Source organism: Prochlorococcus marinus, assembly GCF_001180245.1.
Classification (GTDB): domain Bacteria; phylum Cyanobacteriota; class Cyanobacteriia; order PCC-6307; family Cyanobiaceae; genus Prochlorococcus_A; species Prochlorococcus_A marinus_F.
In genome coordinates this window covers 75,546-99,464 of sequence record NZ_CVSV01000075.1, presented here as the reverse complement: position 1 = coordinate 99,464, position 23,919 = coordinate 75,546, and the positions used below count along the sequence as shown (strand labels likewise).

22 protein-coding genes and 1 tRNA gene are annotated in these 23,919 nt (G+C 33.3%); 12 read left to right on the top strand and 11 right to left on the bottom strand.

The features are described 5' to 3' along the window. Positions 1-144 precede the first annotated feature (144 nt). The 7 genes from rpsL (at position 145) to AMO19_RS03115 (ending at position 6,502) form a co-directional block, all read left to right on the top strand. Positions 145-519, top strand: a complete 375-nt coding sequence (gene rpsL / locus AMO19_RS03145) for a 30S ribosomal protein S12 (protein ID WP_011863619.1) — start codon at positions 145-147, stop codon at positions 517-519. Positions 520-544: 25 nt separating this feature from the next. Beyond that, positions 545-1,015, top strand: coding sequence for a 30S ribosomal protein S7 (gene rpsG, locus AMO19_RS03140; protein WP_002806267.1), 471 nt, complete (start codon positions 545-547; stop codon positions 1,013-1,015). A 96-nt stretch (positions 1,016-1,111) separates the two neighbouring features. Then, a complete protein-coding gene (fusA, locus tag AMO19_RS03135) occupies positions 1,112-3,187 on the top strand; it encodes an elongation factor G (RefSeq protein WP_075507303.1) in 2,076 nt (691 codons plus the stop codon). A 45-nt stretch (positions 3,188-3,232) separates the two neighbouring features. Continuing rightward, positions 3,233-4,432: an elongation factor Tu gene (tuf, locus tag AMO19_RS03130; protein WP_025923574.1), complete on the top strand. Its 1,200-nt coding sequence runs from the start codon at positions 3,233-3,235 to the stop codon at positions 4,430-4,432. A 100-nt stretch (positions 4,433-4,532) separates the two neighbouring features. Next, a complete protein-coding gene (gene rpsJ / locus AMO19_RS03125) occupies positions 4,533-4,853 on the top strand; it encodes a 30S ribosomal protein S10 (RefSeq protein WP_002807536.1) in 321 nt (106 codons plus the stop codon). 56 nt (positions 4,854-4,909) lie between these two features. Continuing rightward, a complete protein-coding gene (locus tag AMO19_RS03120) occupies positions 4,910-5,566 on the top strand; it encodes an LON peptidase substrate-binding domain-containing protein (protein WP_025937623.1) in 657 nt (218 codons plus the stop codon). After that, complete coding sequence (locus AMO19_RS03115) at positions 5,567-6,502, top strand: methyltransferase domain-containing protein (RefSeq protein ID WP_075507302.1); 936 nt, start codon at positions 5,567-5,569, stop codon at positions 6,500-6,502. A gap of 1 nt (position 6,503) precedes the next feature. On the opposite strand, the gene pheA is transcribed toward AMO19_RS03115, so the two are convergent. Next, a complete protein-coding gene (pheA, locus tag AMO19_RS03110; protein ID WP_075507301.1) occupies positions 6,504-7,349 on the bottom strand; it encodes a prephenate dehydratase in 846 nt (281 codons plus the stop codon). 52 nt (positions 7,350-7,401) lie between these two features. On the opposite strand from pheA, the gene AMO19_RS03105 reads away from it, so the two are divergent. Continuing rightward, entirely contained in the window at positions 7,402-7,920 is a 519-nt protein-coding gene (locus AMO19_RS03105) for a DUF1997 domain-containing protein (RefSeq protein ID WP_075507300.1), read from the top strand. Here the strand turns inward: AMO19_RS03105 and AMO19_RS03100 are convergent. Both AMO19_RS03100 and AMO19_RS03095 read right to left on the bottom strand, forming a co-directional pair. Next, positions 7,906-8,523, bottom strand: coding sequence for a ribonuclease HII (locus tag AMO19_RS03100; RefSeq protein WP_075507299.1), 618 nt, complete (start codon positions 8,521-8,523; stop codon positions 7,906-7,908). The two genes, AMO19_RS03105 and AMO19_RS03100, sit on opposite strands and share 15 nt — an antisense overlap. Continuing rightward, positions 8,480-10,306 (bottom strand): Rne/Rng family ribonuclease, encoded by a 1,827-nt coding sequence (locus AMO19_RS03095; RefSeq protein WP_075507298.1) that lies wholly within the window; start codon positions 10,304-10,306, stop codon positions 8,480-8,482. Before AMO19_RS03095 ends, AMO19_RS03100 begins: the two co-directional genes overlap by 44 nt. Before the next feature lie 297 nt (positions 10,307-10,603). Between AMO19_RS03095 and AMO19_RS03090 the strand changes: the two genes are divergently transcribed. Next, positions 10,604-11,830, top strand: a complete 1,227-nt coding sequence (locus AMO19_RS03090; RefSeq protein ID WP_075507323.1) for an LL-diaminopimelate aminotransferase — start codon at positions 10,604-10,606, stop codon at positions 11,828-11,830. A gap of 32 nt (positions 11,831-11,862) precedes the next feature. After that, the gene (gene clpS / locus AMO19_RS03085; protein ID WP_075507297.1) at positions 11,863-12,180 is read left to right on the top strand and encodes an ATP-dependent Clp protease adapter ClpS; all 318 of its coding nucleotides are present in this window, start codon (positions 11,863-11,865) and stop codon (positions 12,178-12,180) included. A gap of 15 nt (positions 12,181-12,195) precedes the next feature. Here clpS and AMO19_RS03080 read toward each other — a convergent pair whose 3' ends face one another. The 4 genes from AMO19_RS03080 to AMO19_RS03065 all read right to left on the bottom strand — a co-directional run bounded on the left by AMO19_RS03080 (position 12,196) and on the right by AMO19_RS03065 (position 16,697). Further along, positions 12,196-13,815 carry a photosystem II high light acclimation radical SAM protein gene (locus tag AMO19_RS03080; protein WP_075507296.1) on the bottom strand — a complete coding sequence of 540 codons (1,620 nt, stop codon included), beginning with the start codon at positions 13,813-13,815 and terminating at the stop codon, positions 12,196-12,198. Positions 13,816-13,920: 105 nt separating this feature from the next. After that, the gene (locus tag AMO19_RS03075) at positions 13,921-15,012 is read right to left on the bottom strand and encodes a glycosyltransferase family 2 protein (RefSeq protein ID WP_075507295.1); all 1,092 of its coding nucleotides are present in this window, start codon (positions 15,010-15,012) and stop codon (positions 13,921-13,923) included. Positions 15,013-15,053: 41 nt separating this feature from the next. After that, positions 15,054-16,607, bottom strand: coding sequence for a glycosyltransferase family 39 protein (locus AMO19_RS03070; RefSeq protein ID WP_075507294.1), 1,554 nt, complete (start codon positions 16,605-16,607; stop codon positions 15,054-15,056). A gap of 18 nt (positions 16,608-16,625) precedes the next feature. After that, positions 16,626-16,697: transfer RNA gene (locus tag AMO19_RS03065), tRNA-Thr, on the bottom strand. A gap of 53 nt (positions 16,698-16,750) precedes the next feature. On the opposite strand from AMO19_RS03065, the gene AMO19_RS03060 reads away from it, so the two are divergent. After that, positions 16,751-16,987, top strand: a complete 237-nt coding sequence (locus AMO19_RS03060; protein WP_075438764.1) for a DUF3493 domain-containing protein — start codon at positions 16,751-16,753, stop codon at positions 16,985-16,987. Between the two features lie 16 nt (positions 16,988-17,003). On the opposite strand, the gene infB is transcribed toward AMO19_RS03060, so the two are convergent. Genes infB through rimP form a run of 4 tightly spaced genes read right to left on the bottom strand, consistent with a single transcriptional unit; the run spans position 17,004 to position 22,584 of the window. Next, complete coding sequence (infB, locus tag AMO19_RS03055) at positions 17,004-20,351, bottom strand: translation initiation factor IF-2 (protein ID WP_075507293.1); 3,348 nt, start codon at positions 20,349-20,351, stop codon at positions 17,004-17,006. Between the two features lie 47 nt (positions 20,352-20,398). Next, entirely contained in the window at positions 20,399-20,680 is a 282-nt protein-coding gene (locus AMO19_RS03050; RefSeq protein WP_082302698.1) for a YlxR family protein, read from the bottom strand. Then, positions 20,677-22,080, bottom strand: coding sequence for a transcription termination factor NusA (nusA, locus tag AMO19_RS03045; protein ID WP_075507292.1), 1,404 nt, complete (start codon positions 22,078-22,080; stop codon positions 20,677-20,679). Before nusA ends, AMO19_RS03050 begins: the two co-directional genes overlap by 4 nt. A gap of 36 nt (positions 22,081-22,116) precedes the next feature. Next, positions 22,117-22,584, bottom strand: a complete 468-nt coding sequence (gene rimP / locus AMO19_RS03040; protein ID WP_075507291.1) for a ribosome maturation factor RimP — start codon at positions 22,582-22,584, stop codon at positions 22,117-22,119. A gap of 156 nt (positions 22,585-22,740) precedes the next feature. On the opposite strand from rimP, the gene AMO19_RS03035 reads away from it, so the two are divergent. Then, the gene (locus AMO19_RS03035; protein ID WP_075507290.1) at positions 22,741-23,871 is read left to right on the top strand and encodes a trypsin-like peptidase domain-containing protein; all 1,131 of its coding nucleotides are present in this window, start codon (positions 22,741-22,743) and stop codon (positions 23,869-23,871) included. The last annotated feature ends 48 nt before the right edge of the window (positions 23,872-23,919 follow it).

The window sequence follows — 23,919 nt, the reverse complement described above, 5'->3', positions numbered from 1 at the left end:
ATGAAAATAAATCTAAAGATAATTAATATTTACCAAATAATTTTAATTTGACAAATTTTAAAAAAAATATAATAAAAAACTTTTAGTAAGTGCTCTTAAAAGGTTATGATGGTTAGATATTTATTTTTATCTAAGTTTTAATAAATGCCCACCATCTCACAATTAGTAGGTTCAGAAAGAAAACGTCTGACAAAGAAAACAAAATCTCCTGCATTAAAATCTTGCCCTGAGAGAAGAGGGGTATGTACAAGAGTCTATACATCAACACCTAAAAAACCTAATTCAGCTCTGAGAAAAGTTGCTAGGGTTAGATTAACTTCTGGTTTCGAAGTAACTGCTTATATTCCTGGTATTGGTCATAATTTGCAAGAACATTCTGTAGTGCTCCTTAGGGGTGGAAGAGTAAAGGATTTGCCAGGAGTTAGATATCATATAATAAGAGGAACATTAGATACCGCTGGAGTCAAAGATAGACGTCAATCCAGATCTAAGTATGGAGCAAAAGCTCCAAAAGATTAATTTGTAAACATTACTTTTAAAAATCATGTCACGTCGTAATGCAGCAGTAAAAAGACCAGTCCTTCCTGATCCTCAATTTAATAGTCGTCTCGCTTCAATGATGATTTCTCGATTGATGAAGCATGGTAAAAAATCTACAGCTCAAAGAATCTTGTCTGATGCGTTTTCTTTAATAAGTGAGAGAACAGGAGGGAATGCAGTGGAATTATTTGAAACAGCTGTAAAAAATGCTACTCCTCTTGTAGAAGTTCGAGCTAGAAGAGTTGGTGGTGCAACATATCAAGTACCTATGGAAGTTCGCCAAGAGAGGGGTACGGCTATGGCATTAAGATGGCTTGTTACATTCTCACGAGCAAGAAATGGCAAGAGTATGTCCCAAAAACTTGCTGGTGAGTTAATGGATGCTGCAAATGAAACTGGTAGTGCCGTTAAAAAAAGAGAAGATACTCATAAAATGGCAGAAGCTAATAAAGCTTTTGCACATTACAGATATTAATTTCATCAAAAGGTACTTAAGTAGTTTATTATTATTAAAGTTTGCTTTTAGGGTGAACTACACTTATCAAAAATTATTTTATTTGGAGCTTTAAAATTGGCACGCGACTTTCCCCTAGAACGAGTAAGAAACATAGGTATAGCCGCTCATATCGACGCAGGTAAGACAACAACAACTGAAAGAATTTTGTTTTATTCAGGTGTAGTTCATAAGATAGGAGAGGTTCATGATGGTGCTGCTGTAACTGATTGGATGGCTCAAGAAAGAGAAAGAGGAATAACTATTACTGCTGCTGCAATATCTACTAGTTGGCAAGATCATAGGATTAATATTATTGATACTCCTGGACACGTTGATTTTACTATTGAAGTTGAAAGATCAATGCGTGTGTTGGATGGAGTTATAGCTGTATTTTGCGCAGTTGGTGGAGTTCAGCCTCAATCCGAAACTGTTTGGCGTCAAGCAGATAGATACTCTGTTCCAAGAATGGTTTTTGTTAATAAAATGGATAGAACTGGTGCGGATTTTTTAAAGGTTAATAAGCAAATTAAAGATCGACTAAAGGCAAATGCACTTCCAATTCAGCTACCTATTGGGGCTGAAGGTGATCTCACAGGTATTATTGATTTAGTGGCCAACAAAGCATATCTTTACAAAAACGATTTAGGTACTGATATTGAAGAAGCTCCAATACCATCTGACATGGAGGAGGAAGCTGCTGAGTGGAGATTTAAGCTAATGGAAAGTGTTGCAGAAAATGATGAAGAGTTAATAGAAATATTCCTCGAAACAGGAGAATTATCTGAAGAACAACTTAAAAAAGGTATTAGGGAAGGGGTTTTAAAACATGGATTAGTTCCAGTATTGTGCGGTTCAGCCTTTAAGAATAAAGGTGTCCAACTTGTATTAGATGCTGTAGTTGATTACTTGCCAGCTCCAGTTGATGTGAAACCAATACAAGGTGTTTTGCCAAGTGGTAAAGAGGATGTAAGACCTTCAGATGATAACGCTCCTTTTAGTGCATTAGCATTTAAAGTGATGTCAGATCCTTATGGGAAATTAACTTTTGTAAGAATGTATTCAGGTGTTCTTTCAAAGGGAAGTTATGTAATGAATTCTACTAAGGATGCTAAAGAGAGAATTTCTAGATTGGTAATTCTTAAAGCTGATGAAAGAGAGGAGGTTGATGAATTGAGGGCTGGGGATTTAGGGGCTGTATTAGGCCTTAAGAACACAACAACTGGTGATACTTTGTGTAACACAGAAGATCCAATAGTTTTGGAGACATTGTTTATTCCTGAACCAGTTATCTCAGTTGCTGTTGAGCCAAAAACTAAAGGCGATATGGAAAAATTATCAAAAGCTTTAACTGCTTTGTCTGAAGAGGATCCAACCTTTAGGGTAAGTACAGATCCTGAGACAAATCAAACTGTTATTGCAGGTATGGGTGAGTTGCACCTAGAAATCCTTGTAGATAGAATGTTAAGAGAATTTAAAGTCGAAGCAAATATAGGGGCTCCACAGGTTTCATATAGAGAAACTATTAGGTCTAGTTCTAAAGGTGAAGGGAAATATGCAAGACAGACTGGAGGTAAAGGTCAATATGGTCATGTAATTATTGAAATGGAACCTGCTGAAGTTGGTAAAGGTTTTGAATTTGTGAACAAAATTGTTGGTGGAGCCGTACCAAAAGAGTACATTGGTCCTGCATCTAATGGTATGAAAGAGACTTGTGAATCGGGTGTTCTTGCCGGTTATCCACTCATTGATGTAAAAGTAACACTAGTCGATGGTTCATTCCACGATGTAGACTCATCTGAAATGGCCTTCAAAATTGCAGGTTCCATGGCTTTTAAAGATGGGGTTAAAAAATGCAATCCTGTTCTCTTAGAGCCTATGATGAAAGTTGAGGTCGAAAGTCCTGATGACTTTCTTGGATCTGTAATTGGTGATCTCTCCTCCAGAAGAGGTCAAGTAGAAGGACAATCTGTTGATGACGGATTGTCTAAGGTACAGGCCAAAGTGCCCTTAGCCGAAATGTTCGGTTATGCCACTCAACTCCGATCAATGACTCAAGGTCGGGGTATATTTTCAATGGAGTTCGCAAATTATGAGGAAGTTCCTCGTAATGTTGCTGAAGCTATCATTTCCAAGAATCAGGGCAATTCCTGATCTCTAAACTAAAACACTCTTAAACCCTCGATTCTTTAATTCAAAATGGCTCGCGAGAAGTTCGAAAGAAACAAACCACATGTCAACATAGGTACTATCGGCCATGTTGATCATGGAAAAACAACATTAACAGCTGCTATTACAAATGTATTAGCTAAAAAAGGTCAAGCCCAAGCTCAAGACTATGGAGACATTGATGGTGCTCCAGAAGAAAGAGAGCGTGGCATTACCATTAACACAGCTCATGTTGAATATGAAACTGAAGGCAGACACTATGCTCATGTCGACTGCCCAGGACATGCTGATTATGTGAAAAACATGATCACAGGGGCCGCCCAGATGGATGGAGCTATTCTAGTTTGCGCAGCTACAGATGGTCCTATGGCTCAAACAAAAGAGCATATTCTTCTAGCTAAACAGGTTGGAGTTCCTGCTCTTGTAGTTGCTCTAAATAAGTGCGATATGGTCGATGATGAAGAAATTATTGAACTTGTCGAAATGGAAATTAGGGAACTACTAGATAGTTATGACTTCCCAGGAGATGACATTCCTATAGTTCAAGTTTCAGGTTTAAAAGCTCTCGAAGGTGATTCCACTTGGGAATCAAAGATTGAAGAATTAATGAAAGCAGTTGATGCTAGCATTCCTGAACCAGAAAGAGAAGTTGATAAACCATTCTTGATGGCAGTTGAAGACGTTTTTTCCATTACTGGTAGAGGAACTGTTGCAACTGGAAGAATTGAGAGAGGTAAAGTTAAGGTTGGAGAAGAAGTAGAAATAGTTGGAATAAGAGATACAAGAGTAACAACTGTTACTGGAGTTGAAATGTTCCGAAAACTTCTTGACGAAGGTATGGCTGGTGACAATGTCGGTTTACTTCTACGGGGTGTCCAGAAAGAAGATATTGAGAGAGGAATGGTTCTTGTGAAAAAAGGATCTATTACACCTCATACTCAGTTTGAAGGAGAAGTTTACGTTCTCAAAAAAGAAGAGGGCGGAAGACATACTCCTTTCTTTGCGGGATATAGACCTCAGTTCTACATCAGAACAACTGATGTGACAGGTCAAATAACCGCATTTACTTCAGATGATGGCTCCAACGTTGAAATGGTTATGCCAGGAGACAGAATTAAGATGACTGGAGAATTAATTTGTCCAGTAGCTATTGAACAAGGTATGCGATTCGCTATACGTGAAGGTGGACGTACTATCGGTGCTGGAGTTGTTTCTAAAATACTCAAATAATAAATTTGAATTTTAGAAATTTAACCTCAATCATCTAGTATAGGTTTATCGATAAGGGTCATTCTAATCAATGACCCTTCATTAGAAGTTACTTGAAACTATGACCGCATCAATTGCACAACAAAAAATAAGAATAAGACTCAAAGCATTTGATAGAAGAATGCTAGATTTATCTTGCGACAAAATAATTCAAACGGCTGATACTACTTCTGCCTCAGCAATAGGTCCAATACCTTTACCTACAAAAAGGAAAATTTATTGTGTCCTAAGATCACCACATGTTGATAAAGATTCTAGAGAGCATTTTGAAACAAGAACACATCGAAGAATAATAGATATCTACAGTCCTTCTGCAAAAACTATTGATGCTTTAATGAAACTAGATCTCCCTAGTGGTGTAGATATAGAAGTTAAACTTTAATAAATCCCGAAATCGACCTAAATTGATTAGTATGAATAAAGTGAGATGAGGTTTAAATGGGAGAACTCTCAGTAAGGGAATTACCTCTATTTCCTTTACCAGAGGTAGTCCTTTTTCCTCAAGAAGTATTGCCTTTACATATTTTTGAATCGAGATATAGGATTATGCTTCAATCCGTTCTTGAAAGTGATTCTATGTTTGGAGTAATTAAATGGGATCCAACTACTAAAAGTATGGCTAATGTTGGATGTTGTGCACAAATTTTAAAACATCAAACTGCAGAGGATGGGAGAAGTAATATCATCACTCTCGGCCAACAAAGATTTCAAGTCTTAGAAATAACTCGTTCTACGCCATTTTGTTCTGCTATGGTTAGTTGGATCAGTGATAATAATATTGATGACTTGCAAAAATTAGATTCTCTAAAAGATTCAGTAAAAGAAGCACTTAGTGATGTTATTAATTTAACGAGTAAATTGACTAATACTAAGAAAAATTTACCAGATAAATTACCTGACAACCCAATGGATTTATCATTTTGGATAGGAGCTCATTTGGGCGGTCCTGTTGCTGAAGAACAGCAAAGGCTCCTTGAGGAGAGAAATACTTTTACTCGTTTGCAAAGAGAATATGAAATGCTCGATCATACAAGAAAACAACTTGCAGCAAGAACAGCATTAAAAGAGAGTTTCCCTGACATAAAAGAAAATTAAATGTTTGAATTATTATTCTCTTTTTTTTTAATAGTTTTATTCATTCTAGTCCTAGCGATAATTTGGAGAAATAATGCTAGAAAATATATTTCTTCTGGTACGGTAGCTTCTGCATATGATGCTTGGACCCAGGATAAATTACTTGAGAGATTATGGGGAGAACATATACATTTGGGTTTTTATCCCTCAGGGGGGAGGGATATTGACTTTAGAAAAGCTAAGGTTCAGTTTGTTCACGAATTAGTCAAATGGAGTGGTTTAGATAAATTACCAAAGGGATCCAGAATACTTGATGTAGGTTGTGGAATAGGGGGTAGTTCTAGGATTCTTGCAGAATATTATGGGTTTAATGTTACTGGTATTACAATTAGTCCTGCTCAAGTTAAAAGAGCAAGAGAACTTACATCTCATGGTCTAAATTGCAACTTCCAAGTTATGGATGCTCTGGATTTGAAATTTGAAGATGGATCATTTGATGCCGTCTGGAGTGTTGAAGCTGGTGCACACATGAATGATAAAACTAGATTTGCAGATGAAATGCTGAGAACTCTAAGACCTGGAGGTTATTTAGCATTGGCTGATTGGAATTCAAGAGACCTCGGGGCATACCCTCCATCATTTTTTGAAAAGTTAGTTCTTAAACAATTACTTGAACAATGGGTACATCCTAATTTTATTAGCATTAACGAATTTAGTAACATTCTTAGAACTAATGAAAATAGTTCAGGAGTAGTTATTTCTGAAAATTGGAATTCTTATACAAATCCTTCATGGTACGACTCCATTATTGAAGGATTTAGAAGACCCTTCGTAATTTTGTCACTTGGTCCATTTGCGATAGTGAAGTCTATTAGAGAGATTCCAACAATACTTCTCATGAATTGGGCATTTAGAAAAGGTTTAATGGAGTTTGGAGTGTATAAATGTAGAGGATAAATTAATCAAGTTCAACATTTTCAGAAAAATAATTTCCAAAATCTACAAAATTCTTGCAAAGTGGCTTTAACTTATTTTTTAATTCAAGAAAATTTTTAATGTTATTTCGATTATTGATTTCTAAATCAATATAAATTATATATTCGCCTAATTCTCTTTTTGAAGGTCTCGATTCAATTTTACTCATATTAAATCCAAAATCTGCAATATAATTTATAGCTTTAAGTAAAGCACCAGGTTTATTTGAGATTAATGAGAAAGCAAAACTGGCAATATTAGCTAAATTTGAATTTGATTCCTTGCTCAATAAAACAAATCTAGTGCAATTACCTGGAACATCATTAATAGGAAAGGCTAATTCTTTAAGTCCTTCGATTTGAATTAACGATTTTGAACCGATAGCAGCTCTGAATTTACTCCCCTTGATCATATTGACTGCTTCTGATGTTGAATTTGTCGGGAGAGGAATTGCATTTGGAAGATTCTCAGATAACCATTCTGAACATTGAGCTAATGCTTGAGGATGAGATAAAACTTCTGAAATGTTTGAAAGTTCTCCATCACTGATTAATGCATGCTTTATAGGTAAAACAATTGCTTTATTTATAAAAATTTCAGGAAATTTCCATAGTGCATCTAGAGTAGCTGTAACTCCCCCTTCTACAGAATTTTCTATAGGGACTACAGCAGCATCACAATTGTTGCACGCTATTGCTTTAATCACCGAATGTAACCCATTACATGGTACAAATATAGGTGTCTGAAAATTGGCAAGCTTTGATAATATATGGGCTGCTTTTTCTGCGTATGTTCCTTGAGGACCTAAATATGCAACTTGTTTGCGCATGATTAATTGTAAAAAAAAAAGAGATCAAATAAGCATTGGAGGAATATAGAAAATGCTATTGTCTTTTGATGCTAAACAGAAACTAAAGCTTTCTGTAACACGTAATAAAGAATATCTTTCTAAATATCTTTTGGAAGAAGAAAGAGTTGTTGGAGCAATGCTTGACTCCAAAAAATTAGTACCAGAAGGAGTAGGTAGATACAAGTATACAGTAACAAGTTTTAAGGTTTTTCAATTAGATATTAACCCTGTTGTCTCAATTGCGGTAGAAAATAAAGATGGAATTTTAAAAATGAGTGCCCTTGAAAGTACATTGGATGGTTTAGGGATGATAGATGATTTTAATCTTATTTTGAAAGCGAATTTGGAAGCAACTGATATTGGTTTAGAAGGTGAGGCACTTCTTGGGGTATCTGTAAGTCAACCCCCTTTACTAAAGCTTATACCAAGGAAAATTTTAGAATCTACTGGTCATTCGGTATTAAATGGGATTCTGTTGGGTATAAAGTCAAGGGTTCAGCAGCAACTCGTAAAAGATTTTTTAGATTGGTGTGAATTAAATAAGATTTGATTTCTTTAAAAAACTTTTCCTATGAAGTTTAGTTATTCCATTTTTTTTGATTAATAAAAGATGCTCTTTGGTTCCATAACCTTTATTTTTAAATATCATGTATCCTGAGAATTTTTTTTCTAACCTCTTCATTAGATTGTCGCGATGAACTTTGGCAACAATGCTTGCTGAAGCTATCGAGATAAACTTTGAGTCTCCAGATACTATGTTTTTCTGATTTCCGTCCCATGGCCTTAATAATAATGGACCATCAATTATTAATTCAGATGGCTTTTCTTTTAATTTTTTTAAAGCCCTTATCATTGAAAGTTCTGTCGCAACCCTGATACCTAACTTATCAATTTCTCTGGCCGAAGATTGCCCAATTCCATAATCTGAAGAGAGTAATAAAATTTTTGGTAAAAGTAATTTTCTTTTTTTGGGAGTTAGTTTTTTACTATCTGTTACTCCAAATTGTTTTAAGATTAATTTATTTTTTTCAGTTAATACTACAGCTGCTGCAAAAACTGGACCAAAAATTGCTCCCCTTCCAACTTCATCTATTCCAACTTCGAATGCTTTATTCAATGCTTGCTGAAGATCTTCTTCTTTTTTTTCTTGCATTGTTTAGTTCATCTTTAAGTTCAATTTCATCTTTTTTATCTGTAAATACAACTTCATTATTTTCATTAGTTTTATCTGTTGATTGATCTTTAGAATTTGCATTTGCTTCAATTTTAATTTCATTCTTTTCTTCTCCCAATGGTGAGATTTTTTGAATTTGTTTTGTTTTTGTTTTTTTATTATCTAAGGGTTTTTCCGTTTCTTTATTACTTTCTTTTAAACGCACAAAATTATTGCTGGTGAGATATTCTTTACCCAACTTTATAAGTGGATTAATACCTAATTGACTGAAAACAATTTTTTCTTCATTTGTAAGATCAACTGTTATTATATTTTTTTCTTTTGAATTTGATTGGTTCAAATTATCATTATCATTTTCTTTTTCTTTTTTATTAGAAGCATTCTCTTTACTTAGGTCTTTGGAGTTAATTATTTCCTTATCAATTATTTTTTCTTGCTCATCTATTGATTGAGAAGTATCTGTATCTGGAGATTTTAGATTGTTTGATTGATTAGGCTTATTTTCAACATTTTTAATTTTTAAGTTTGAAATTTCGTGATTTAATATATTTTCTACATGTCCGGTACCATCGCATGTAGAACATTTTTTACCGAATAATTCATATATATTTTGGCCTTGTCTTTTTCTGGTTAACTCTACTAAGCCTAATTCAGTAAGCTGAGCTATTTGAGGCCTTGCAGAATCATCTTTTATCGCTGAGGCAAAATGCTCCAGTAATTGAAATTGATCTCTTCTAGATTCCATATCGATAAAATCTATTACTATAACTCCACCAATATTTCTTAATTTCATTTGCCTTGAGATTTCAACTGCTGCTTCGCAGTTTGTCCATAAAACGGTTTGTCTTGAATTTGCGGATCTTGTAAATGATCCAGAGTTTACATCGATTACTGTTAAAGCTTCAGTAGGTTCGATAATGATATAACCTCCCGAAGGAAGATCTACTCTCGGTTGGAGAGCTTTTTGAATTGTTTTCTTAATTTCGTACTTTTCAAATATATGTTGGTTTAAATTGTTATCGTGAAATTCAATATCTACATCAGATTCATAATTTTTTAAAAAATCTTTTGCCCTATCAACTGAAAATTTACTATCAATAATTATGCTTTTAGTTGATTCTTTAATATAGTCTCTTAAGATCTTAAGAGAGAAATCATCATCTCTTTTTATTAAATTAGGTGGATTAGAAGCTTCGGAAACTTTTAGTATATTTTCCCATTGTTGAATTAATTGTTCTAAATCTTCAATTAGAAGTTCTTCTTTTATTTTTTCAGCCTCTGTTCTAAATAATAAGCCTGTGCTGGGTGGTTTTATTAAAACCCCAAGAGCTTTCAAACGGCTTCTTTCTGTTTCTGTATTTATTTTCCTTGAAATATTTACTCCTTGGCTATATGGCTGTAATATCAAGTATTTCCCTGGTATTGAAATACTTCCAGTTAGTCTGGGACCTTTAGATCCTGTAGGTTCCTTTATCACCTGTACTAGAACTTTCTGTTTTGGTTCTAGTAATTCAGTTATTCCAAATGCCCCTTTTTTGAGTCTTAGTGGACCTAAATCTGAAACATGAATAAATCCATTTTTTTCACTTTCACCAATATTTATAAAAGCGGCATCAATGCCAGGGAGAACATTTTCAACTGTTCCTAAAAAAATATCGCCAATTTGATATTGACCTTGTGCGACGATTAATTCATCAACTCGATCATCTTTGAGTAGTGCTGCTATTCGAGCCTGCTCAGCGATGATAATTTGCTGAGACATATATTTGATTCTGAATGATTTGGAGTTTGAAAATCGTCTAAATTAAAGAATTAGATTTTGTCTTTTATTAAAGCAAGTTTTTTATAGCTTTTATTATTTACTTTTTAAAATTAATAAAGTTAAAAGTGATTGAATTCTGCTATTTATAGAGCTTTAAACGATTTTCAAACTAATTGAAATTGAATTCACAGCTATGACTATATCTGAAATTAATCATAACTAAAATAATTCTAACATCTAATCACCACTAAAGCACGTTGATACATTATTCTAATATTGGTGAAATTTTTATCTAAAGTGGTCCAAGTAAACGAAAATTATTTAAAACTCAAAGCAGGTTATTTATTCCCTGAAATTGCAAAAAGGGTAAAAATATATTCTCAAACAAATAAAAGTGCTGAAATTATTAAGCTTGGTATTGGAGATGTTACAGAACCATTACCTAGAGCATGTATAGAGGCTATGGGAAAAGCTTTAGATGATATGGGAACAATAGATGGTTTTAGAGGTTATGGACCAGAACAGGGTTATTCTTGGCTCAGAGAAAAAATATCTGAGCATGATTTTATTTCGAGAGGATGTCAAATTTCACCTGAAGAAATTTTTGTTTCTGATGGTTCTAAATGTGATAGTAGCAATATTCTAGATATTCTTGGCAAAGATAATTCAATTGCTGTAACAGATCCTGTTTACCCAGTTTATGTAGATAGTAATGTTATGACAGGCAGAACTGGTGATTCTCTTGAAAATGGTACTTATCAAGGATTGACATATCTTGCAATAAACGAGGGAAATAACTTTTTGCCAGAACTACCTGAAAAAAAAGTTGATATTTTATATCTTTGTTTTCCTAATAATCCTACTGGAGCAACGATTAATAAAACAGAATTGAAAAAGTGGGTTGACTATGCTCTTCAAAACAAATCCCTAATACTTTTTGATGCAGCTTATGAAGCATTTATTCAAGATAATGATATTCCACATTCAATATATGAGATTGAGGGAGCAAAGGATTGTGCTATTGAATTTAGATCTTTCTCAAAGAATGCAGGATTCACAGGAGTTAGATGTGCTTTTACTGTAATACCAAAAAATCTTAAAGGTTTTAGCTCAACAAATGAGGAAATTGAATTATGGCCTCTTTGGAATAGGCGACAATCTACAAAGTTCAATGGAGTAAGTTATGTGGTTCAGAAAGGAGCAGAGGCTGTTTATTCTCTTGAAGGGAAGAAGCAGGTGAGAGGTTTAATTGATTTTTATATGGAAAATGCAAAAATAATGAAAAATAAACTTCAAAATTCAGGATATAAAGTTTATGGTGGGGACAATGCTCCTTATATTTGGATTAAAGTTCCAGATCAAATGACATCTTGGGACTTTTTTGATTTCCTTCTCCAAAAAGTTAGTGTAGTGGGAACACCTGGGAGCGGATTTGGATTAGCAGGAGAGGGTTATTTTCGCTTGTCAGCATTTAACTCACGATCAAACGTTCTTGATGCAATGGAAAGAATAATTAATATATAATTGTTAGTACAATCTAAACTCTAATAAATTTAATGCTTCCTTTAAAGTTAGAACAAACTGTAAATAATAATTCAGTAGTGATTGAAAGGAAATCTGCTGAATTAAAAAATAAATCTCCAAAATATAAGGTTTTACTTCATAATGACCCAGTTAATTCTATGGAGTATGTCACTATTTCGCTGCGAGAAGTTGTGCCGCAATTAAGCGAACAAGATGCTATTGCCATAATGCTTGAAGCACACAATACGGGTGTGGGTTTAGTAATTGTTTGTGATTTAGAGCCAGCAGAATTCTATTCAGAATCATTAAAATCTAAAGGAATTTCTAGTTCAATTGAGAAAGAGGATTAATAACGGTTGAATTTATTATTTAGAATGAGCTAATTTCCTTTCTGATAAAGGACGGACTTTTAGGGATTCTTTTAAGGAGGACTTTCCATATTCTCTCTCAAGAATATCGATGACTGTTTTACCAAATTCGTCTTCTGGATTATCAAAAGCTTCTAAGCAAACTTGGCCAAGTTTTTTCCCTAGTGTGCCTGGATTCCAAAGAAGTTTTCTCGCCGTCCAGGGCATCATGCTCATTGGATTATAATTTGGCTTCAAAATTTTATGCTCCAATGCATACTTCTCAAGAAGAGTGTGAGGTTGCAAACCTATAAAGAATATAGCTGGATCGACTAAGCCTTTACCAAAAATATTTTCTAATTCTCTATGGTAAGCAATTGTTTGTCTTATGGTGCTAGGCGTTTCATCAAAAACATTAAATGAATAATTGACTGAAACATGATTCTTGAAACCTGATTTGACTAGCATTCTGCAATTATTTAATACAGTTTTAAGGTCATACGCTAATCTCATTTTTCTAACAAGTTCTTGCGATCCCGACGTGATACCTATTTCAAAATAGCTCATACCTGTATCAACCATAAGCTGAGCTAGCTCAGCATCAATATTATCTGCTCTGATGTATGCAGCCCAATTAATATCATCCCAGCCTTGGTCCTTAATTGCTTGTAAAAGTTTTTTTGCATCTTCAATATGTTTTTTGGCTGGAATGAACTGTGCATCTGTGAACCAAAATCCCCTTACTCCAAGATCATATAATTGCTTCATTTCTTTAATTATTTCATTAACAGGATTAACGCGAACCTGCTTGCCCTCCACAACTGTGTAAACACAGAAACAACAATTATGAGGACAACCTCTTTTTGTTTGTACCCCTACGTAATAATCGCCACCTTTTATATACCAATCGAATTCAGGCCAAATTGATTTAATATATTTATAGTTGCAGGCAGTTTTAACAGTTCCTGAAGGTTGTTCATGTATTAATTTGTTGCGAGGTTTTTGTCCAGCTACATAACATCTTTCTTCTTCTATTGAATCTCCTCTAATGATTTTTTCTATGAGATTTTCTCCTTCTCCAACTGAAATGATAGTTCCTTTTGGGAGTAGATTACCCAATTGTTCATAGAAGACACTAACAGCACCACCTCCTAGAATAACTTTTACATTTTTATTGTATTTTTGTGCTCTTTTTAGTCCCATCTTGACTAAAGAAGTATTTTTATATATTTCTCCATAATGAGATGCAATTAATTGTAATCCTCCCCAGGAACCTCTAATTTTTTTAAGGATATTTTTTGAGTAGAAGACTTCAAAAGAGTTTTGTAGGGGATTCCCACTTCTACCATCCACAGGAGCATAAATTTGTATATCTCTCCATGAAAAAATTATTAGATGTGGTCTAAATTGATCAATTTTTCTGGCTAAATATTTGGAAACTTTATTTGATGGAACTATAGCTAGATCAATGAGTTGTTGCTCTAAACTTGGAAAACATTTATGAATGTGGTCAGCTAAATAAATAGGTCCTATTGGAAATATTGGATTACATGGCAATCTTACAGTTAGTATTTTTCCATAGTGCTTTCTTTGGTAATTTTTTTTATTTAATTTTTCGAACTTCAAATTAAAATTCATGTCATGAAATTTAATGAATTTATTCTCTTATGAATCTAACTACTTTATTACTAATTTGGAGAAATTAAAAATCCTAAGAAAATAAGCGCAAAAATTTTATTGTATTCAGATATCAGAAATCATATAAATCCAGCATACTTTAAGAAGTTTTAATCCATCTACCCATCTAGATATATTTGGTGCTCCAGATTTTCTAGCGTAATATCTAACAGGATAATTTAATATTTTTATGTTATTGTTCGCAGCTTCAAATATTATTGTAAAGTCTCCAAATGGGTCAGACTTGGAATCCCAACTTCCGTTTTGCTTCATAAGTTTAAAGAATTTTCTTGAAAAAACTTTTGTTCCACAGAGTGAATCTGATACAGGTTTATTTATGAGAATTGATAGAAAAATTGCGAAGAGTCTATTTCCTATATAATTTGCCCATCTCATCGCATCTTTTTCCATTGGAAAAGTTGTGCGAGCGCAATTAATTAGGATATTTTTATTTTTGGTTGATTCTATAATTGCTGCAATACTGTCATCAATATCTACAGTAAAATCACTATCAATTATGGCGAGGGTCTCACCTGAACAAATATTAAATCCCTCTACTACTGCATTTTTCTTCCCTTTAGAAGTTTGTTTTAAAAGAGATATCTTGAAGAAATTTGAGAAATTTTCTTTTATTTCTTTCAAAATGTCATATGTATTATCATTGCTATTACCTTCAACAAATATAATTTCTAGTTTATTGGGTATATTTTTGAATTTATTTAAAGCATTAATTAAAAGTTCTTTATTACCAGCTTCATTTCTTGCGGGGATTACTATTGATATTAAATGTTCAGAAATATTTTCACTATATTTATAAAAAACTATTTCGAGTTCATAGGCGAGTTGTCTTATAATTGGTATTTTCCTAAAAATATTTTTTATAGATTCTGGAATTACCTTAGTGGGCATTGGAGTTAGCTTTTTGGCTTTCCATCTAATTGATCTGTAGTTATAAATTTCTGCCAAAGATTCGATATCGCATAAAGTTATTCTTGCTTTGCTAGTAGTTTCTCTAAAAATTCTTGAATCTAATCTGAGCCATCTAGTGATTGGTTCCCAAGTATTACCACGGACTTTAATAGAAATAAATTCGTTATTGTCTTTGAATAATTGATGAAGTTCATTATTTGTTAAATTCCAACTATTTACAGATCTCATTATTAATGATTACAAACGACAATTTATTATATATGGATTATTTACTTTTTTAATATTAATTTCCATGGATTTAAAACATCATTTTCGTAGATCACTTCATAAGAATCTTCATTATTTTTTATCGTTTTAAGGTCAGTTGTCCATGCTAATTCAGATTTTTTTAATTGATTAATACTTTCTAATCCCGCTCCTAATTTAGGAGTTGATAAAGAAATCCTTATAATTTTTGATTGCGATCGAGAGTTTTTGATTCCTTTTTTATCAACCATGATCGTTTGATTTTTTACTAAATCAAGTGATGAAACATATTCCATTTTCTCTCTTAGTTCTCTTGATCTATCAGTGAACAAACCTGATTGCAAAATAAATGAAGTAAATAAGTAAGGCCCAATTATGAGGGTTATTAATATTTCTTTGAACGAACTTTTATGTTTTATTAATGACCAAGATAAGCCGAAAGATAATAATCCAAGAATTAAAAATGTATTTTCCTTTGTATTAAAATTAATTGAATCTTTAAAGAAAAAATAATAAATGAAAGTTAGGGCAAATATAAATAATGGAATTATTTTTGAAGTCATAAATATAAAAAATCGACCAAATTTATAAGAATTGAATAGATATTTTATTCCTACATATGTATTTAATGAAAAAATAGATGAGATTTGTAGAGTGTAGTAGGGTGTTTTTGTAGAGAAAATGCTTAGGGTCGCTAATAAAATTAAGGGAAAAAAAGCAAGTATATATTTATTCTCTTTACTTTGAGAGATATTGTATATTGTGCCAAAAATTGCGAAAAAACTCCATGGCAGAAATGTTATAGGTACATTCCAGAAATAATAATAGAAAGGATTTGTAAAAGTATTTTTACTTGATAGAAAGTTAAACTTTTCAAATAAGTAAAAAATAATATTTTTTTCTAAATAAGGGTTGATTGAAAACGTCCAGAATAAAAAAGGAATAAATCCAATTAGTAGTCCTAACCAAAAGAATTTATTGAATAAAAAATTTTTTTTAAAAACAATATATGGTAAGAGTGATAATAAAGGCACAAAAACTAAAAAAGTTTTCATCATAAAAGCTAAACCAATCCAAATGCCAAAAAGTAGAATATAGAATTTGTTTTGTTTACTTTTTATTTTGACTAAAGCTAATACTCCAATAGTTACTAAAAATGAATAAATAATATCTTGAGTGGCTAAGTGTGAGTAGTCAAACCATAGAAATGTAGTAGCAAGGATTAGTGGAGATATAATTGCATAATTTTTATTAAATAATTCTTTATGTAATTTGTAAGTTGTAAAGAGCATCAATATTGAAGCGACTGTTGTTGGTAGATATGCAGAAAAAATATTTCTTCCAAATAAGTCTTGTGACTTTGCGATTAAAAACTGTAATCCTATTGTTCTATCTAAAACATATTCATCCCACCAAAGTGGAATTGTCCAATTACCTTTTTCTAATATCCATCTAGCTTGTAGTGCATAAAAACCTTCATCAAACGCAATGTAACTTCTTTTGCCAAAATAAAATAGAAGAGGAATAAAAACAAATAATTTAAAAAGATATCTAAATTTTAGAATTTTATTAACCATTTTAATTTGCTTAGTAAGTGCCGATAATTGGAATTGAACCAATGACCTACTGTTTACGAGACAGTTGCTCTACCGCTGAGCTATACCGGCAGATTAAATATTGAATTTTTCATATAGACTTAATTTTATAATTGAAAGAATTTATGTCAAAAATAGATCCTGAATTGAAAAAGAAACTATTAAAGGAATCCCAAGCTCCTTTCAAGGGGTTGCGAAGAATATTGTGGATAGCTTTTAGCGGTTCTGCATTTTTGGGACTTCTAATAATGCTTTCCAGAATTGCAAGCGGGACTGAATTACAGCAAAATAACCTTCTCATACAGTTGGGTGCTTGTGTAATATTTCCTACTTTATTAATCTTTGATAGAAATAAAGATTAATAAGCTAGATGTTTAATTATTTTGATAGGGTCCTCTTTTTGGTGACAAATTTGAATGCTTCGATTACATCTCCTTCAATCCATGAAGAGAATTTATCGCATCCAACTCCACATTCAAATCCTGTATTTACTTCTTTTACATCATCTTTAGCTCTTTTTAGAGAGTCTAAATTACCCTCAAATATTACTTTCTCTGATCTAATAACTCTCAAAGAACAATTCCTTTGTAATTTGCCAGTTTGTATATAACAGCCCGCAATAGCTCCTTTACCAACTGCGAAAGTTGCTCTAACTTCAGCTTTCCCTAATGATTCTTCGACAAGATCGGGTTCAAGTAGCCCTTCCATGGCCAACTGAATATCTTCTAAGAGTTTATAGATTACTTCATATTCTCTTATATCAACGTCGTTAGCATCAGCTGCTTTCTTCGCCCCAGAAGCCAATGAGGTATTAAATCCAATGATTACTGACCCAGATGCAGCAGCGAGATCAATATCCGTCTCAGTTATTTCTCCTGGAGCAGAAAGTAAGACTCTGACTTGAACTTCATTTTTTGGCAATTGTTCTAATGATCCTAATATAGCTTCAACACTACCTTGAACATCAGCCTTAAGAATTAAGTTTAGCTCCTTTAGTTCTCCATCATTTGCTTGAGTTGATAAGGATGATAAGCTGACTCTTCTAGAGGCCATTTGCTGAGCTAATTTTGTGGCTCTAGCATCTGTTGCCCTTTCTCCGACAATGGCTCGACCAGTTTTCTCATCTGGGTAGACCTCGAATTCATCTCCTGCAGTGGGTACTTCACTGAATCCTAGCGCTTCAACAGGGAATGATGGCCCTGCTTCTTTGATTCTATTACCATGCTCATCAACCATTGCTCTAATTTTTCCAAGAACTGAACCCGCAGCTAAAACATCTCCAGATTTCAAGGTTCCATTTTGTACTAATAATGTAGCCACGGGACCTTTTGCTTTGTCTAGGTGGGCTTCAATAACAGTACCTTTTGCAAATCTATCAGGGTTAGCTTGTAGATCTTCAACCTCTGAAACTAATAAAATCATTTCGAGTAATTTATCAATGTTTTGTTTTTTGATAGCACTTACTGGAACCATCACTGTATCTCCTCCCCAATCTTCAGCAATTAAATCTTTTTCTGATAGTTCCTGCTTTACTCTGTCTGGAGATGCCCCTTCTTTGTCAATTTTATTTATTGCAACAACTATTGGCACTTTTGCAGCTCTTGCATGACTGATAGCTTCAAGTGTTTGAGGTCTGCAACCATCATCTGCAGCAACTACAAGAACAGCTACATCTGTAACCTTTGTACCCCTTGCTCTCATCGCAGTAAAAGCTTCATGACCAGGGGTATCAAGAAAAGTTAATTTTTTCTTTTGAGATTCATGTTCAAATTCAACTTGATAAGCCCCTATGTGTTGAGTGATGCCACCTGCTTCCACTGAAGCAACCCTTGATTCTCTGATGGAATCTAAAAGACTTGTTTTGCCATGATCTACATGACCCATGACTGTAATAACAGGTGGTCTTCTTATTAGATTATCAATATCTTCAGATTCAATCATATCAACTGTTTTCTCAGCAGCTTCTTGGATATCATCCTGCAATACAGGTACCCCAAATTCTTCTGCTACTGTTTCAATAGTTGCTAAGTCGAGTGATTGAGTAACAGTTGCAGTTATCCCTTTAAAGAAAAGAGATTTGATTATTTCAGAACTTTCAAGACTTAATTTATCGGCTAATTCTTGAACTGTTAAATTATCTTCGGGCACGATTATCATTTCAGGTCTTACTTGTTTAGCTTCTTTGGCAGCCTTTAACTCCATAGCTCTTCTTTTCTGCCTTTGCCTAGTAGTCTCTTTTTTCTTTTTTTTAAATTGTTTAATAGTTTTTTGAGATTTGGATTCATCAGAGTTCTCTTTCTTTGGACGCGCCAAACTAGCTGCTAAAATTGAAATTTTTTCGCCTGAATATCCACTAGTTTCAGATGTTAATGAATCATCATTCTCACCAATTATATGAACTTTCTGTCTTTGTTTTTGGGGATTTTTGCTTCTTAATGCTTCAAGTTTTGCGCTATCATCCCAGTCTGTCTTTCCAGGTTTTTTAGAATTATTTGAAAATGCTCTGTGGGGTGGTTTTTTTGAATTAGGGGCAGTATGTGGACGAGTATTTGGTGCTTTCGCTTTTTGTTTCGTTGTCTCAATATTTTGTTTTTCATTATTCTTTATAACTTGTTTGTTACTATCAGATTTATTAGTTTTTTGAAGTTGTAAGAGTTCATTTGGTGATACTGGCTTTCTAATTCCAGGTGTCTTTTGACCATTAAATTTAGCCCCAGGCCTACTTGGATTTGATTGTCTATTGAAAGGTCCAGGTCTGCCTTGATCTGATGGTTTGTTTCTTAACCCAGGCCTATTTGGCATGCCAGGGCGGTTGGGAGCCCCAGGCCTACTTGAATTTGATTGTCTATTGAAAGATCTAGCTCTGTCTTGATCTGAAGGTTTGTTTCTTAACCCAGGCCTATTGGATATGCCAGGTCTACTAGGCCCACCAGATCTGTTGGAGAGAGTTTGTTTAAAAGAAATATTTTGCTTATTATTTTGCTGGTTGGTTTCCTCTCTTCTTATTGGAGCTCCTACGAGCTCAGGAGGGGAGATTCGATTATTAATATTTTTTGTCTTAGGTTTGTTCGAATTTTGGTCAGGTTTATTTGATATTTGTCTTCTCCCCCCTGCACTGGAGTTTTTCTGGGAAAATTCATTAGATTTTATATTATTATTAATATTTTTAGGCTTAGCAATTAGTTGGATAGGAGGTTTCGATGGGCTTTTTATAGGTGGGGTTGCGTTATTTAGGAAAGTTTTTTTATCATGTTTGAGATTTTGTGAAGTTTTACTATTTATATTTTGATTTGTGAGATTTGCTTGAGATTGGGAACTGTTGGTAATTGTGGGTTTATTGAGATTTAAAGGTTTATTTGAAATTACTTTTTGACTCTCAGGTTTATTAAGTGGTTTTATCAATAATGGTTTTTTGTTTGGATTATCTTTAAGAGGTTTCCCCTTCATAGAAGAAATAACAGAAGATTCATTTTCTTTTTTTTGTTTATAATTATCTTTTTTAATTAAAGGTTTTTTAATAGAAAGAATTTTTTTATCTGAATTTTTTTTATCTGAATTTTTTTTATTAATAAAGTTTTTTATTTTTTTTGCTTCCTCTGCACTTATTGAACTGCTATGGCTTTTTACTGAAATTGAAAGTTTTTGAGCGGCATCCAATATATCTTTATTGTCCAGATTTAAATCTCTGGAAAGTTCATAAATTCTGATTTTATCGCTGATAGTCATTTAATCTGATTTGTACTCTTTTGAAAATTAAAGAGGATTTAATTCAATTATATTCCCTGATTGGAATAGTCACTGTAGCTTGTAATTTCTTTTTTTAAAATATCAAAGAATTCAGGTTCTAAAGAAGTTTTTAAAGCTTTTTGAAGCTTTTTTTTGATCTTCGAATCTGAGTAACATTTTTTTGAATTGCAAATGTAGGCTGAACGCCCCATACCCTGTTGAAACATAATACCTTTCTTATGATCTTTAGTAATCTTTATAAGATGTTTCCGGTCATACGTTTTTCTACATGATATGCATATTCGCAAAACAGTGGTTTGTCGTATCACCGTTTTCTCTCCTCTTTGGCGGATATATCATCATCTTGAACAGCTTCTAATTGATTACTATCTGAGAAGTTTTCTTCTTCATACAATTCTTGTCCATATTCATCATCATCTTCAGGTAGAGGATAAAGTTCTCTTAATCTTGCATCTTCCGCAGCACGCTCAGCTTGTTCTGCTTCTAATCTAAGCTCAGCTTCTCGCTGGAGATTCTCTTCATCTTCCCTTTGAATGATTAATTCAGAGACTGCAGCATCTTCTGCTTCCTGATCGTATTCATGTGAGTTTTTAACATCAATTTTCCAACCAGTTAATCTTGCTGCAAGTCTTACATTTTGTCCTTCTCTACCTATTGCGAGACTTAATTGATCGGGAGGAACTAGTACATGCGCATGTTGACCTTCAGGGTCAACAAGTCTCACGAGATCGACTTTCGCAGGACTTAAAGAGTTTAAAATATATTGTATTGGGTCAGATGACCATTTAATAACATCAATTTTTTCTCCTCTTAGTTCATTTACTACTTGTTGGATTCTTGCCCCTCTCGCTCCAATACAAGCACCTACAGGGTCAACTTCTTGTTCGACGCTATCAACAGCTACTTTTGTTCTTGGCCCAACAGATCTTGAAGGCGGATTCGCTTCTCTTGAAACAGCAACAATTTTTACTGTACCTTCTTGAATTTCGGGGACTTCATTTTCAAATAAATACACAACTAATCCAGCATTTGCTCTGCTTACAAAAAGTTGTGGTCCTTTTCTGGCTATTTCGCTAACTTCTTTCAAGAATACTTTAAAAGTTGCATTAGCCCTATAATTGTCATTTGGTAATTGATCTCTTTTAGGAAGTTCGGCCTCTACTTCTGGTCTACCAATACCAGAACTAACTCCCATTATTACTGATTGTCTTTCAAATCTTATAACTCTTGCAGTTAAAACAGGATCTTCCAAATCTGCAAATTCTTCTTGGATCATTTTTCTTTGTTGATCTCTTAATTTATGAGCTAAAACTTGCTTTGTTGTTGAAGCAGCCATTCGTCCAAAATCTTCTTTTTCTGGAGTAACGTCTAAAACAACCGTGTCACCTATTTGAGCATCATCAGCTACTTGTTTAACTTCTACTAAAGATATTTGATGATCTTCGCTTTCAACTTCTTCTACAATTATTTTACTTGACAAGATCCTATAACCTTCTTCATCTAGATCTAATCCAACATCAAAATTACTAAAGTATTCTTCATCAAATGGATCTTCATTAACTCCAATGTAAAAAGTTCTTCTATATTTTTCGTATCCCTTTAAAAGAGCTTCGCGCAAGGCTGCTTCGACGATATTAGGAGGTAACTTTTTTTCCTCACTAATATCTTCAATAAGATTGTTTAAACCTGGGAGAATAACTAATGCCATCTATGATGGGAAAATTGAACAATGTTTGAAAAATGATTAATCTTTTAAGGTAGAAAGACTAATCTTTAATACTTCATCTAAAGGGATTTTCTTTATCTTACCTTTAATGTTAATGGCTAAATAATCATTAGACTTTTCATAAAGTAAACCATTCAGAAATTTTATTTTTGAATTCTTTTGGTTTAACTCAACATTAACTGGAAAACCCTTAAAAGTTTTGAAGTCTCTCTCTGAGGTTAATTCATCACTGACCCCTTGACTACTAATTTCTAAGACATATGAACAATTTAAAAGATTTGATTTTTCTATCTCGTCAGATGCTGGGGTGCTAAAGAGGGCACAATCATCTAAGGAAATGTCTTCTCTATTAGTTTTTATTATGGTTATTTCAATAACAATTGGATTTTGATTAGTTTGTATAATTAGGCCGTAGATTTCTAAACCCCTTTCATTAGCAACCTTTTCTAATAGAGCTTTTAGTTCACTTATGGTTTCTTTATTCAAATTTATTTATAAACTTATTTAAAATTTATTTTCACACATAAAGAAGTTTTTTCTATAGAAAAATTTAAAAAATTTGTATTTTATGGATGTAAACAAAAAATCAACGATAACCTTTTTCTTCAACTAGATTTATCAAATAGTAAGCATATTAATTAAATGAAGTTTCTCAAGATTAAATTTATTAATTTAATCCAAATATTCATTGTTATTTGTTTTTGTATAATCAATTTCTTTCAAAGTGCTGACGTTTTAGCTTTAACTTCTTTAGAAAATCATAATTTCGTATCATCCGCAGTTAAAAATGTTAGCCCTGCAGTTGTAAAAATTGATACTGAGCGGTTGGTAGAGAGGCAACAATTTGATCCTACTTTACTTGATCCTTTATTAAGGGATTTACTTGGCGAGCAAGGAATTACCCCTGAAAGGGAGAGAGGACAAGGCTCTGGAGTCATTATTAATGAGAATGGTTTGGTTCTTACAAACGCTCATGTGGTAGAAAGAGTCGATAATGTTTCAGTTACCTTGCCAGATGGATCTATTTGTGATGGTAAAGTTTTGGGCACAGATGCAGTGACTGATCTAGCTTTAGTAAAAATTGATGAAGATGCTTATTTTAGTTTTGCTCCACTTGGAAATTCTGAAGATCTTGAAGTTGGGGATTGGGCAATAGCTCTTGGTACTCCCTATGGACTTGAAAAAACAGTTACCTTAGGGATTGTTAGCAGCCTGCATAGAGATATCAATAGTTTAGGATTTTCAGATAAAAGGCTGGATCTTATTCAGACTGATGCGGCAATAAATCCAGGAAATTCTGGAGGGCCACTCATAAATTCCAATGGTGAGGTGATAGGAATTAATACATTAGTAAGAAGTGGCCCTGGGGCTGGTTTAGGTTTTGCGATTCCTATTAATCTGGCTAAAAGCGTTTCTGATCAGCTTCTTAAAAATGGAGAAGTTATTCACCCATATTTGGGGGTACAATTAATCTCTTTAAATCCTAGAATTGCTAAAGAACATAATAGAGACCCTAATTCTCTAGTTCAATTACCTGAAAGAAATGGAGCTCTAATTCAATCCGTAATACCTAATAGCCCCGCTGAAAAAGCTGGTTTGAGAAGAGGCGATTTAGTAATAGCAGCCGAAAATATCTCTATAAAAGAACCTAAAGCTTTACTAGATGAAGTAGAAAAAGCTCAGATAGGAAAAGTATTCCTTTTAAATATTTTAAGAGATAATAAAGAGATACAGATAAATATCAAACCAGAACCTCTTCCAGGTTTGACATAAAGCACCCATTGAAATTTAATAATCTATAAACATAAGAGAAAAAGATTT